The 12,841-nt window shown below is 69.9% G+C and carries 12 protein-coding genes; 10 read left to right on the top strand and 2 right to left on the bottom strand.

Going from position 1 to position 12,841, the window contains the following annotated elements:
* From D7X32_RS38870 to D7X32_RS38855, 4 genes are all read left to right on the top strand, one after another.
* Positions 1–2,351 (top strand): coiled-coil domain-containing protein (locus D7X32_RS38870; RefSeq protein ID WP_208752688.1); only part of this gene is annotated, 2,351 nt, incomplete at its 5' end.
* Positions 2,352–2,364: 13 nt separating this feature from the next.
* The gene (gene hemW / locus D7X32_RS38865) at positions 2,365–3,570 is read left to right on the top strand and encodes a radical SAM family heme chaperone HemW (RefSeq protein WP_120607574.1); all 1,206 of its coding nucleotides are present in this window, start codon (positions 2,365–2,367) and stop codon (positions 3,568–3,570) included.
* 29 nt (positions 3,571–3,599) lie between these two features.
* On the top strand, positions 3,600–4,421 hold the full coding sequence (locus tag D7X32_RS38860; protein ID WP_244239426.1) for a tetratricopeptide repeat protein: 822 nt from the start codon (positions 3,600–3,602) through the stop codon (positions 4,419–4,421).
* Positions 4,422–4,479: 58 nt separating this feature from the next.
* Positions 4,480–6,042, top strand: a complete 1,563-nt coding sequence (locus tag D7X32_RS38855; RefSeq protein WP_120607572.1) for a DUF4388 domain-containing protein — start codon at positions 4,480–4,482, stop codon at positions 6,040–6,042.
* Between the two features lie 27 nt (positions 6,043–6,069).
* Here the strand turns inward: D7X32_RS38855 and D7X32_RS38850 are convergent, their stop codons facing one another.
* Positions 6,070–6,735, bottom strand: a complete 666-nt coding sequence (locus D7X32_RS38850; protein WP_147450440.1) for a hypothetical protein — start codon at positions 6,733–6,735, stop codon at positions 6,070–6,072.
* Between the two features lie 271 nt (positions 6,736–7,006).
* Between D7X32_RS38850 and D7X32_RS38845 the strand changes: the two genes are divergently transcribed.
* The 6 genes from D7X32_RS38845 to D7X32_RS38820 are packed head-to-tail and all read left to right on the top strand — an operon-like array spanning position 7,007 to position 11,680.
* Positions 7,007–7,768 (top strand): TadE/TadG family type IV pilus assembly protein, encoded by a 762-nt coding sequence (locus D7X32_RS38845; RefSeq protein WP_341868169.1) that lies wholly within the window; start codon positions 7,007–7,009, stop codon positions 7,766–7,768.
* A 4-nt stretch (positions 7,769–7,772) separates the two neighbouring features.
* Positions 7,773–9,305: a hypothetical protein gene (locus D7X32_RS38840; protein ID WP_120607569.1), complete on the top strand. Its 1,533-nt coding sequence runs from the start codon at positions 7,773–7,775 to the stop codon at positions 9,303–9,305.
* Positions 9,302–10,372 (top strand): TadE/TadG family type IV pilus assembly protein, encoded by a 1,071-nt coding sequence (locus D7X32_RS38835; RefSeq protein WP_147450439.1) that lies wholly within the window; start codon positions 9,302–9,304, stop codon positions 10,370–10,372. Before D7X32_RS38840 ends, D7X32_RS38835 begins: the two co-directional genes overlap by 4 nt.
* Complete coding sequence (locus D7X32_RS38830; RefSeq protein ID WP_120607567.1) at positions 10,366–11,229, top strand: hypothetical protein; 864 nt, start codon at positions 10,366–10,368, stop codon at positions 11,227–11,229. The genes D7X32_RS38835 and D7X32_RS38830 overlap by 7 nt, the downstream gene beginning before the upstream one ends.
* Positions 11,226–11,501 carry a hypothetical protein gene (locus tag D7X32_RS38825; protein WP_120607566.1) on the top strand — a complete coding sequence of 92 codons (276 nt, stop codon included), beginning with the start codon at positions 11,226–11,228 and terminating at the stop codon, positions 11,499–11,501. The genes D7X32_RS38830 and D7X32_RS38825 overlap by 4 nt, the downstream gene beginning before the upstream one ends.
* On the top strand, positions 11,498–11,680 hold the full coding sequence (locus tag D7X32_RS38820; protein ID WP_120607565.1) for a hypothetical protein: 183 nt from the start codon (positions 11,498–11,500) through the stop codon (positions 11,678–11,680). Before D7X32_RS38825 ends, D7X32_RS38820 begins: the two co-directional genes overlap by 4 nt.
* 51 nt (positions 11,681–11,731) lie before the next feature.
* Here the strand turns inward: D7X32_RS38820 and D7X32_RS38815 are convergent.
* Positions 11,732–12,841, bottom strand: a 1,110-nt coding sequence (locus D7X32_RS38815; protein ID WP_147450438.1) for an ABC transporter substrate-binding protein, incomplete at its 5' end; no start/stop codon positions are given.

Here is a 12,841-nt window from a genome sequence, read left to right as displayed (position 1 = left end):
CCGCAGGCTTGTCCGCTGACCCGGCCGCCAGGCCCGTTGCCGCTCCGGCCGCCCGGGTGCCGGCGACCCCCGCGCCCATCGGCGGTGGCGGGTTGCCCACGACCACGCCTCCGTCCCCGGCGGCCGCGGCGCGCAGCCCCGGCAAGGGAGACCCCTTCGCGGAGCCCGCCGAGCCCCGGCTGCCCATGGGCGGTTCTCCGGAAGACAAGCTGGAGTTCTTCCGGGGCATCCTGAAGCAGAAGACGGAGACCCTGGCCCGGGCGCGCGCGCTGTACTCCGAGCGCGAGGGCGAGGTCACCCAGCTCAAGGCCGCGCTGGAGAAGGCGCGCAAGGAGGGGGGCGGCGCGGCCGCTCCGGCGCGGTCGCCGCAGGATGAACAGCGCCTGCAACTGGCCCACGCGAAGGTCGCCGCGCTGGAGGCGGAGCTCGCCGCGTCGGAGGCGGACCGCAAGGACCTCTCGCGCGCGCTGGCGGAGGTGGAGTCGGAGATCCCCCGGCTGACGGAGGAGCTCCAGGCGGAGCGCGAGTCGCGCGGGTCCATGGCGGAGGAGCTGGTCGGCGCGAAGGAGGCGCTGGGGCTCGCGCAGGACCGCGTGGCGGAGCTGGCCTCCGGCAAGTCCGAGGCGCAGGGCGCGCTGGAGGCGGTCCAGGAGCAGTACCAGTCGGTGCTCGCGGACGTGGAGCGGCTGACCTCCGAGCGCGACGCGCAGGCCCTGCGCATCAGCCAGTTGGAGACGGGGCTCGCGGAGGCGCAGGGCGCGATGGGCGCCCTGGAGAGCGAGAGCGACTGGTCGCGCAGCTCGCTGGAGGAAGCGCACGCCCACGCGAAGGTGATGGAAGGCGAGCGGGATTCCGCGCGCCGGCAGATGGCGGTGGTGGAGGACGGGCTCAAGACGCTCCAGACGCAGGTGACGGAGCTGGAGCGCTCGCTCGCGCTGAAGGACGCGGACGCGGTGGGCCTGCGCGCCGCGCTCACCGCGCGCACTGCGGAGGCCGCGGAGCTTCCCTCGCTGCGAAGCGCGTTGGAGGGCCGCGCCGCGGAGGCCGCCCGGGTCCAGGCGCGCGTGCGCGAGCTGGAGGCGGAGGTCGCCCAGGCGCGCGAAGCCGCGCGCGCCGAGGTCGAAGCCGCGGAAGTCCGCGCGCGCATGGCCGAGTCGGAGCTGGCCTCGCTGCGCGAGGTGCTGGAGGCCGCGGAGGTCGAACAGGTCTCGCTGCGCGACCGGATGGAGTCGGACGCGGCGGCGCTCGGCGAGGCGGTGCACGAGGCCGAGGTCCGCGTGCACGCGGCCGAGGCGAAGGCGACGGCGCTGGAGACCCAGCTGGCGGAGCTCACCGCCCAGGTCACGGCCGCCGGGGCCGAGCGAGAGGCGCACCAGCAGCAGCTCGCCGCCGTGGAACGCAAGCTCGCCACCACGCAGGCGGAGCGCGTGGGCTACTCCGCGCGCGCGTCCATGCTGGAGACGGCCGCGGGTCAGCGCGAGGCGGAGTTGCAGCGCCAGCAGGCCCTGGTCGCCAAGGCCCAGGAGGAGCTGACGCTGGAGCGCGCCCGGCGCGAAGCGATTGAAGCCGAGATCGCGGACGCCCGGGTGCAGGCCGCCGAGGCCGAGGGCCGTGTCGAGGCGCTGAGCGCGGGACATGACGGCCAGCGCGAGGAGCTGGTCGCCCTCAACGAGCAGTTGGAAGCCGCCCGCGCGGAAGCGGACAAGGTGGACCGGCTCCAGCAGCGCGTGAAGATGGTGGAGGGCGCGCTGGAGGCCTCCGAGTCCAAGCGGCGCATCGCCGAAGCGCAGGCGGCCCGCGTGAAGGACCTGGACGCCGCCAAGGCCGCGCTCGAAGCGAAGCTCGCGCAGTCCGGCGCCACGCTCCAGTCGGAGCAGGGCGCCAAGGCGTTGCTGGAGGCGAAGCTCGCGCAGTCCGACGTCACGCTCCTGGAGGAGCAGGGCGTGAAGGCGGCGCTGGAGTCGCAGCTCGAGGAGCTTCGCGCCGCGCTCGAAGCGGAACAGGTGGAACGGGCCGCGCTGGAGGCGAAGCTCGGCGAGGCCGGCGCCCAGGCCCAGGTTGGCGACGCACAGCAGGCGGAGAAGGCCGCGCTGGAGGCACGGCTCGCCCAGGTCAGCGCCTCGCTCAAGGCCGAGCAGGCGGCCCGTCAGGCGCTGGAAGTGAAGCTCGCGGCGGCGCCCGCTGCCGGCGCGAACGTGTCCTCGGACGTGGCCGCCGAACGCGACCAGCTCAAGGCGGACGTCGCCTCCATGAAGCGCAAGCTGATGGCGGCCGAGGCGGCGCTTGAAGCGGCTGCCAGCACCAAGGCGAAGGTGGCGCGGCTGGAAGCGCAATTGAAGGCCATGAAGTAGAGGTTGGACCTCCATGTCCTTCGCCGCGCCCACGGACCCATTGACGGGCATGCAGGCGGCCCGCTTCGGGCTCTACCTGCACTTCCCGTACTGCCTGGCCAAGTGCCCCTACTGCGACTTCGCGGTGGCGGTCGCGCGCCAGGTGCCAGAGGAGCGCTACGCCAACGCGGTGCTGGCGGAGCTGGACGCGCGCCTGGCCGCGGACCCCTCGCTGCGCGCAAAGCCGCTGGAGTCCCTCTTCCTGGGCGGAGGCACGCCGTCCCTCTGGCACCCCCGCTACGTGGCGCGCGTGCTGGAGGGCATCGCCGCGCGCCTGTCGCTCGCCCCCGGGCTGGAGGTCTCTCTGGAGGGCAACCCGGAGCGCGCGGACGCGGAGCGCTTCGCCGGCTACCGCGCCGCCGGCATCAACCGCCTGTCCCTGGGCGTGCAGTCCTTCCAGCCGGAGACGCTGAAGGCGCTGGGCCGCGCGCACGACGCGGCCATGGTGGAGGGCGCGGTGGCGGCGGCGCGCCAGGCGGGCTTCCCCGTGGTGGCGCTGGACTTCATCTACGGCGTGCACGGCCAGACGCTCGCGCAGGTGGAGGCGGACGCGCGCCGCGCGGTGACGCTCTCGCCCGAGCACCTGTCCACCTACGCGCTGACGGTGGAGCGCGAGGTGCTGGCGGAGTCCACGCCGCTGTCCAAGCAACTGGACCGCGGCGAGCTCTCCCTGCCAGAGGACGACGTGGTGGTGGCCATGGCCCGCACGGTGCGCGACGTGTACGGCGCCCACGGCCTCGCCCGTTACGAGGTGTCCAACCACGCGCGCCCCGGCTTCAGCTCCCGCCACAACGCGCTGTACTGGACCGGCGGCGAATACCTGGCGCTGGGCGTGGGCGCCACCGGCATGCTGCTGTCCCCCACGGCCCACCGCTACGTGAACCTCCGGAGCCCGGAGGCCTACCTGCGCACGGTGGAGGAGGGGAGGCTTCCGGAGGCCAGCCGCGAGGACCTGGGCCCCGAGGAGCTCTTCGCCGAGCGGCTGAGCATGGGCTTGCGCCTGGTGTCGGGGGTGGACTGGGAGGCCGTCTGTGAGCGATACGGCCAGCCCGTGGAGCCCCGGCGCGCGGAAGTCGAGCGGCTGGTGGCCCATGGCTTCGCCACACGTCACGGCCGCAGACTGGCCCTGACGGAGCGGGGGGCGGACGTGCACAGCGCCATCTGCGCGCGGCTGCTGTAGGCGGCTCCAGGAAGGACGATTCGACCGTGCTGACCAAGTGGTTCTTGTGGATGGGCCTCACGATGCTGACGGGCAGCCCGCTGCTGTCCCTGGCGATCCTGGCCGGGGTGCTGTTCGCGGCGGACCGCTTCACGCTCCAGGTGCTGCCCAGCCCCATGCGTGTCTTCAAGCGGTGGCAGCGCGCGGGCGAGCTCGCGGGCACCATCCTCACCAACACCCACGACCGCCGCGCCCGCGCGGAGCTGGCCGACATCCGCCTGGGCCAGAAGCGCTACCAGGAGGCGGTGGACCTCTTGCGCCCCAACCTGGACGCGGGCGACGACGACGTGGACACCCTCTACCTGCTGGGCGTGTCCTACCTGGGCGCGGGCGACGCGCCCCGGGGCGAGCTGCTGCTCACCGAGGCCGAGCGCCTGGACGCCGACTACAAGCAGGGCGCCATCGACCTGGAGCGCGGCCGCTTCCGCCTCCAGCGCGGTGACTTCAAGGGCGCGCAGGAGGCCCTGGAGCGCTTCCTCCAGGTGCGCCAGGGCTCCGTGGAGGGCCGCGTGCTCCTGTCTCGCGTGCTGGACAAGCAGGGGCTGGACGTGGAGGCGAAGGACGCCCGCGACGCCGCCTGGCGCGAGTACGCCGTCGCCCCCCGCTTCCAGAAGCGCCGCGACCGCTGGTGGGCGTACCGCGCGCGCCCGTCCCGCCCGCTGACGTACGCCGCCGTGGCCCTGCTGATGATGGGCGTGGGGGCGTACCTGACCCGCTACCTGCCCACGCACGGCGCGGCCCCGGGCCCCTACGGCTCCTACTATGATGACCCCTACGCCGCGGACGACGTGGGCGGCGACGACGCGGAGTAGCCCGCGCGAAGCCCGCCCCTGACGCTCCCGCGGGCGAGAAGGGTCCCAGGCTTCGCGCATGTTCCCCCCGTCGTCCCAGGTGCTGCGCCAGCGCGAGGGCATGCTGGCGGACACGCCCTTCCCGCTGCTCCTGCACGCGCTGATGGTGGAGGAGCGCACCTGCACGCTGGAGCTCAAGGTGCGCCAGCGCGAGAAGCGCATCACCTTCGAGGACGGCGCGCCGGTGGCGTGCAACTCCAACCTCCTGCACGAGACGCTGGGCAAGTACCTGGTGGAGAAGGGCCGCCTGACGGAAGGCGACTACCAGAAGGCCCTGGCGGAGAGCGTGTCCTCGGGCCTGCAGCTGGGCGCGCTGCTCGTGCAGAAGGGGCTCATCAGCCCGTTCGACCTCTACAAGCAGCTCCAGGCGAACCTGGCGCACAAGCTGCTGGACTGCTTCCGCTGGACGGACGCGAAGTACCGCCTCATCGCGGACGTGGAGAACCTGGACGCCACGGTGCGCGCCAACACCGCGCAGCTCATCCTCACCGGCGTCTCCACGCAGCTGCCCTTCGACACCGTCGCCACGCACTTCACCTTCACCGACGACCGCCGCTTCGGACAGATGCCCGGCGTGGAGTCCGCCCCCAAGCTGTCCTCCAAGGACGCGCGCCTGTTCCAGGCCCTGCGCCAGCGGCCCACCTTCAACGAGCTGCTGGAGCGCACCGGCTTCGACATGGAGGTCGTGCTGCGCCGGCTCTACGCGCTGTGCCTGCTGGGCGTGGCGGGCTTCGTGGAGGACGTGGACGCGCGGGCCCAGGCGCTGGCCCAGAAGGCCCCGGCCGTCCCGGAGCCCGTCTTCATCGCCGCTCCGGAGCCCGTCGCCACGCCGGTGCCCGTGCCGTCCCAGGCGCCGTCGGGCACGCCCTTCGCGGACGAGGACGAGGCCGCGCGCAACGCCCTGGTGGGCGCGTTCCTCAACCACCGCAGCCTGGATCCGTTCGCGCTCCTGGATGTTCAGGAGGACGTGCAGCCCGTGGCGCTGCGCAAGGCGTTCCTCGCCGCCGCGGACCGCTTCGCCCCGCTGCGCTTCCAGACCGCGGAGCTGAAGGAGAAGGCGGAAGGGATGCTCGCCGCGTACGCGCGGGCCTACGGCGCGCTGTCGGAGCCGGAGCAGAACGCGCTGTGGAAGAAGCGCCGGCAGGCCCAGCGGGAGAAGGCGCGCAGCAACACCGGCCGGCCCTCCACCGCCGAGCAGTTCCGCATCCGCACGGACCTCCTGGACGCCACCACCCAGTTCGACGAGGGCAAGCGGCGCCTGGAGGCACGCAACTTCGCGGGCGCCTTCGAGTACTTCGAATACGCCTGCGACATCGACCCCCGGCCGCTGCACCAGGTCCACCGCGCCTGGGCGCGCTACCTGATGAAGCCGGAGGCGCACGGCCGGCTCGTGCTCCAGGAGCTCCAGGAACTGACGCGCCAGGAGCCCGGGCAGGAGGAGGGCTGGGCCTTCCTGGGCGACGTGGCCCGGGGCGAGGGCCAGTGGGCGCTCGCGGAGGACGCCCTGCGCAAGGCCTTCAAGTTGAACCCCCAGCAGCGCCGCTACGTGGCGCTCATCCAGGAGATCGCCCGGCGGCGGTGAACGCCCACCGCCGGACGGCTCCGGGCGCTACAGCGCCTCGATTTGGGAGCGGATGTTCGAAGGCAGGGCATTGCCATCCGACAGCTCCGTCATCGCCTGCTGGACGATGGCGAAGTTCGAGCTCGTCACCGTCTTGGTCTCCAGCAGGCGGAACAGATCCTGGAAGTCCTGGTACTGGGTGACGGGACCCATGTCGAAGCTCTCATCCGGGTTGGACGGATCCCGCTCGCTGTTGACGCAGTAGAGGAACAGGGGCTGGAAGTACCGCGCGCCCGCCGGCACCTCGATGGCCACCCGCTGCGCCAGCATGCCGTTCTGCACGGCGCGGTTGCGGGACACGAAGATGAGCCCCGGCGGCAGCTGCAGGGTGATGGGCCCGTTGGTGGTGTTGCGGAAGATGAGGCACAGCCGCACGAGCTCGCCCTGGCCCTTCGCCTCGTCCTCGTACTTGTCGTCACAGTCCGTGGGGTCGGGGTCGTTGTAGCCCTTGATGGGCTGCTCCAGCTCGATGCCCTTCGGCAGCGTGAAGGCCGTCCCTTGCGGCGCGGACTCGTCGCGGCCCAGGCCCGGACGGTCCTCACCCGTGGGGGTTTCATCCTCGCCGTCGTTCCCGCTGTCCCCGCCGCACGAGCACGACGCCAGAGCCACCGCCGTCGCGACCAACGCCCCGCGCCATGCCAATCGCCAGTTCATTGCCACTCCTCTGATTGCTTTGCCCGGCCCGATTGATTCAACTCCGGCCCTGTTCGAGACCATGCGCGGAGCGTCGCGTCAAGCGCCGTGACTCGGGCCCTCCCGCTACCCGACAGCACGCCAGGTGGCCCTGCACCCACACCGTCCAGTTGACGGATGGTGTCGCGCGACAGGGTTGGGGGATAAGGTGGGAGAAATTTGGGGTCGGGAAGACGCTTACCTCATGTGACTCCCGGGGACGGTCATGCGGGCCAGATACGAATCAGGGCAGGTGGCGGTCGAGACAGCCATCGTCCTTCCCCTGTTTGTCTTCTTGTTGCTGGGCATCCTCCAGCTGGGCCTGATGCACCAGGCACGCCTGCTGACGAAGTACGCGGCCTACAAGGCCGTGCGGGCCGGCTCCCTGCACAACGGCAACGTGGAGATGATGGAGCGCGCGGCGCTCGCCGTGCTGCTGCCCATGGTCAGCCAGGCCGGTGGCGGTGGCGCGGAGAAGATCACCCCCGTCAACGGCGCCTCTGAGTTCAACCAGAAGTGGAACGCCGTCTCCAGGAACAAGATGCCGGAGGTCGACCTCAAGTACGCGGAGGTGCAGATCTGCGGCCCCTCCAAGAACCTGATCACCTCCGACACCCACGACAACAAGGAGGCGGACTTCGATGATCCGAGGATTGCCTCCGGCGGCGACGGTGACTGGGGCAAGAGCCTTCGCACCAAGCTGAGCATCCAGGTGACGTTCAACTACCGGCTGCCCATCCCCTTCGCGGATGTCGTCATCTACAACATCGCGCGGGGTCAGAAGACGCTTCCCTGGGTGCTCCGGCTGGGCAAGCAGGACTCCCAGACGAATGTGAAGTACGTGCAGTACCAAATCGATCAGAACGACAGGGCCGCGGAGCAGAAGATCTACATCCTGCCCATCCGCGCCACGTACATCATGCGGATGCATTCCAATCTGTACCTGACGCAGACCGACCTGCCGGACTCGTATCTCACGAACAAGTGCACCTTCACGTTCGACTCCCTGGGGTGACCGAATGAAGACCCGTCATGCCCGTAGACGACGGAGCCGGGGCCAGTCGCTGGTGCTCGCCTGTCTGTCGTTCCTGCTGCTCGCGCTGATGACGACGCTCAGCTTCAACCTGAGCCACGCCCTGCGGGAGAAGATGAGCCTGCAGCAGCACAGCGACACGATGGCGTACTCCATGGCGGTGCTGGAGGCGCGCTCGCTCAACTACTACGCCGCCACCAACCGGGCCATCGCCGCCTCCTACGCGGCCATGACCAGCGTGCACGGCTACATGGTGGCCGCCAGCGTCACCGGCGACATGATGACCGCCGGAGCCTGGAACTTCGGCATCATCGCCGTCGAGGAGCTGGCGCAGTGCTACCCGGTCCTGTCGCACTGCGCGCACGCCATCGAGGCGGGCATCATCGCGGGCAAGTACAGCCAGAAGGCGAACACCTACAACAACAAGGTGAAGAACCTTGAGCGGCCGTTCAACAACGTCATCAAGGACCTCAACGGCATGGCGGACGCCCTGCACGGCTCCCAGTCCGCCGTGCACACGGCCACGCGCAACGCCCTGCGCGGCTCCGGCTTGAGCGACCTGACGGATTACAACGTGCCCGGAGCCAGCAACGTGAGCGCCGCGGTGGGGGGCCTCAACATCCAGGAGTTCGACTGCGTGGTGGACGGCATGAACTGCCAGAAGGCGGCCAGCACCAACGTGAAGGCGCGCGCCCGCTCCATGACGGAGGTCGCCAACGCAACGCGCCCGGGCTGGGCGTCGGACCGGAGCATCCCGGTGCTGATGAACGGCATCCCCACCTACCTCAACAACACCTTCCAGAAGTCCCTGCTCAAGGACATCCCCAGCCGGGGCACGCACGTCGGCGTGGACCACTCGGGCACGGCGAAGGTCATCGAGTCCATGAGCGGCGTCCACGCCAACGGCCAGACCTCGGGCAACACCGGCAAGATGGTGGGCGCGGACGAGCACGGAATCCTGATCCAGCAGTGGCGCGACGGCATCTCCGGCTTCCCCTACAAGGCCACCCTCAGCAGCGCGGAGAGCGGCAGCGAGCACAAGCCGAACGGGGGCCACAGCGGACAGCACAACGAGTTCAAGGGCGTCAACACCAAGGAACTGTCCTCGTGCGCTTCCACGGGGAACTGCTTCATGAAGTTCCGCGGCATTGACGACCCGGACCAGGACTGGGGCCAGCCGCACGTCTACAGCTACGTCACCAAGCAGTTCTTCATCGGCGGCGGGACCAAGGCGCCCTGGGAGCTCAACAGCTCCGGCACCATGCGCTTCAGCCACGGGGCGCAGGGCGAGGGTGACCTCCGGCTGGCGCCGGGAGAAGGCGCCGCCGTGTCCAAGGCGTTGGTCTACTACCACCGGCTGGGCAAGGGCGGCTGGAAGGAGGCGCCCAGCCTCTTCAACCCCTACTGGCGCGCCAAGCTCCACCCCTTCACGGCCCAGGAGGCGACCCGGGTGCTCGGCGCCGCGGGCAATTCGGACGCCGGACAGATCGCGTCGGGCGCGCAGGATTTGACCCTATGAGCCCCCGACTTCGCCGTGGCCCCCGTGGCGCCGCCTCCGTGGAGATGGCGCTGTCGATGATCGTCCTGATCCCCATCTTCCTCTACGCCATCTTCCTGGACGACCTGCTGCGCTACTCCCTGGACGCCCAGGAGGCGGCGCTGTCCACCGTCTGGGACTACACCACGCAGGACTACACCCAGGCCCTGAAGTCGAACAACTCGGGCAGTGGTGGCACGCAGGTCCAGTACTTCTCCCGGCTGACCTTCTGCGACCACGAGTCCGGCATCGACCGCACGGACAAGACCGGCTCGGACGGCTCGTACCTGGACTGCAGTGATCCGGATCACCACAAGGCGGTGGTGGCCCACGTCTGCTGGATGAACAGCGCCGCCAAGCAGGTGACGTGCGAGGCGCCCGACACGGGCGCGGGCAGCCTGCTGGAGCCCCGCCACCGCCTGTACCAGAACCAGTTCACCAACGGCGGCCTGGTGAAGTGCTCGGCCCGTGCGGTGGTGGAGAACTACATGCTGCCGGAGACGTTCCTGCCCCAGTTCGGCAAGGAGCCGAAGCTCGTGAAGAAGAACTGGAGGGGGGAAGGCGACGTCCACAGCAACGCCGAGGCGGGCCAGGGCGGCGAGGATGGCAACGCCTACTTCCTCAAGGAGCAGAAGCTGGCCATCATCACCGACACCTGGGCGCTCACGAAGGAAGCCGACGAGGAGCCGGGGGACAAGAGCGGGGAGATGTATGACCGCGTCAACTTCGCCTACAACCGCAGCCTGAAGTACGCGAGCATGGCATCGAGCTACGCGCAGTTCAGCCAGAAGATCACCCAGGACCTGCTCTCGCCGCTGGCCCTGGTGATCGGCGACAGCCCGCTCACGCCGAACGTGGCCATCAAGCCCCACGACGGCCGCACGCCCACGCCCTCCATTGCGCTTGACCAGGAGGGCCGTGGTGGCCGGGGCGCCAACTACTTCACCACCGAGTGGAAGGACTGGGACACCAACAAGAGCGAGGCCATCTACAAGCACGGGCAGCGCGGCGACTGGTACCTGGGCTGTAAGGATGCGGAGAAGTGCTGAAGGATCTGGCCCATCACCCCGCCTTCCGCACGGGGGCGCTGCTGTTCTCGGTGTCCGTGGTGGGCGTGCTGCTGGGCGTGGCCTGGGAGGACGCCACCTATGGAAAGGTGGAGTCCGAACTGGAGCGCATGGAGAACCAGGTCGATGCGGCGGAGGCGAAGCAGGAGGGCGTGCGGCGCTCGAAGCGGGATGAGGCCATCCTGGCGCGCTCGCTGACGTACTTCCCGCCGTACCCGAACGCGGGGCGTCCGGAGGCGCTGGCGGCGGACTACCTGGGGCCGGACGTGCCCATCGCCGTCGCCTTCTTCACCACGAAGGACTCGTCGGACCAGGTCCTCCAGCACTACCGCAAGGTCATCCTGGACCAGGGCCTGCCCGTCATCGGGGTGCGCTTCAGTGAGAACTCCGGCTACGTGGGGTATTGGGAGCCGGACACGGAGGAGATCCGCCTGGTCTCCACGCTGGCGCAGGGCGGTGAGACGATGGCCTTCGTCTCCGCCGGGCAGATGGGCAACATGCTGCAGCGCCGCGCCGCCCAGATACCGGACTGGGTTCCGGTGCCGCCGAACCTGCGGCAGGCCTCCACCATGACGTTGAACATGGAGGGCCTCCAGAACACCACGGTGACGGGCCGGGTGGCGGCGGAGAGCGTGGATGACGCGGAGCGGGATTACCGCTCCACGCTGCGCCTCCAGGGCTGGAAGGCGGAGGCTGGCAGTTCACCAGGCTTCCAGCAGCGGGAGCTCGTGGTGAGCAACACAGGCATGCGCGGACAGGTCATCCTGAAGAAGGCGGCGGGCAGCGGCGAGGTGGAGTTCCACCTGTCGCTGATGCAGAAGCCGGAGGCCCTGCCGTGAGCATTGCGACAAAGGGGCGCGAGGACATGAAGAAGCAATGGGGTTGGGGACTGGCTGTCGGCGCGGCGCTGTTCGTCGCCCCCGCGGCCTGGGCCAAGGACTGCGCCCAGGTGTGCGTGGACGATCTGGCGCGCAACACCAAGCTCTGCAAGGAGCGCTCGAAGCGGCAGGTCGAGTGCGTGCAGATGTTCACGAAGATCAAGGACACCTGCCTGAAGGAGTGCAAGAACCCCTCGAAGGAGGATTCGCCCCCTCCGGAGGACGCGGAATGAAGACGCCCAAGGCTCTTTCGCGGCGCCAGCGCGGCCAGGCCATGGCGGAGTACGGCGTCATCACGGCGGCCTTCTTCGGCTTCTCCGTGCTCAGCTGGCCGTTCCTCATCCAGCTGATCCGCGCCCTCAACACCTACTTCCAGTCCATCTACTACGTCATCCAGTCGCCCATCCCCTGAGGCGCCCCTCCCGTCCGGGAGGAAGGGCGCCCGCGGGTCCGCTGCCGGGCGCTACGGCTTCACGGTGGTGACGAACACCGCCTTGCCGCCCTCCACCTTCATCACCACCGCCTGCTTCACCGCGTCGCGGTTGGCGTCCAGGTTGATGGTGCCCGCCACGCCCGGGAAGTCCTTCGTGGCCGCGATGGCGTCCCGCAGCGCGGGGCCTGAGGTGTCCGGCGCGCGCTTCATCGCATCCACCAGCAGGCGCGCGGCGTCGTACGCCAGCACCGCCACGCTGTCCGGCACCGCGCCGTAGGCGGACTTGTACTTCTTCAGGAAGTTCTGCACGACGGGGTCCGGGTTGTCCGGCGAGTAGTGGTTGGAGAAGTAGCTGCCCTCCAGCGCGGAGCCGCCCAGCTCGTACAGCTTGTCGGAGTCCCAGCCGTCACCACCCAGCAGCGGCACGCGCAGGCCCACCTCGCGCGCCTGCCGCGCGATGATGCCCACGTCCGTGTAGTAGCCCGGGACGAACACCGCCTCCGGCTTCAGGTTCTTGATGGACGTGAGCTGCGCGCGGAAGTCCGTGTCGCCCTTGGAGTAGCTCTCGTTGCCGACGATGGTGCCGCCGAACTCCTTGAACTTCTGGTTGAAGACCTCCGCCAGCCCCACGGAGAAGGCGCTCTTGTTGTCGGTGAGCACCGCCACCTTGTTGAGCTTCAGGTTCTCCCGCGCGAACTTCGCCATCACCAGGCCCTGGAACGGGTCGATGAAGCAGACGCGGAAGATGTAGTCGCCCTTCTTCGTCACCTCCGGGCTGGTGGAGGTGGGGGTAATCATGGGCACCTTCCCCGCCTGCGCCTTGTCCGCCATGGCCATGGACACGGAGGACGCGGCCTCACCCAGCAGCGCCACCACCTTGTCCTGCGCGATGAGCCGCGTGGCGGCCTGGGCGCCTTCCTCCGGCCGGCCCTGGCTGTCGTAGACGCGCACCACCAGCTTCTGGCCCCGCACGCCGCCCGCCGCGTTGGCCTCCTGGAGCGCCAGGTCGATGCCGTTGCGCGCGGAGATGCCGAAGGTGGCCTCGGAGCCGGTGAGGCTGCCCACCTCGCCAATGAGGATGCTGCCCTCCGGCGGAGGCCCCGGCGGGGCGGCGGTGGCGCTGCCTCCCTGCGTGGCGGG

Source organism: Corallococcus carmarthensis, from assembly GCF_003611695.1.
Taxonomy (GTDB): Bacteria; Myxococcota; Myxococcia; order Myxococcales; family Myxococcaceae; genus Corallococcus; species Corallococcus carmarthensis.
Note: the sequence above shows the minus strand (reverse complement) of the source record. Positions and strands in the feature narration are given on the sequence as shown.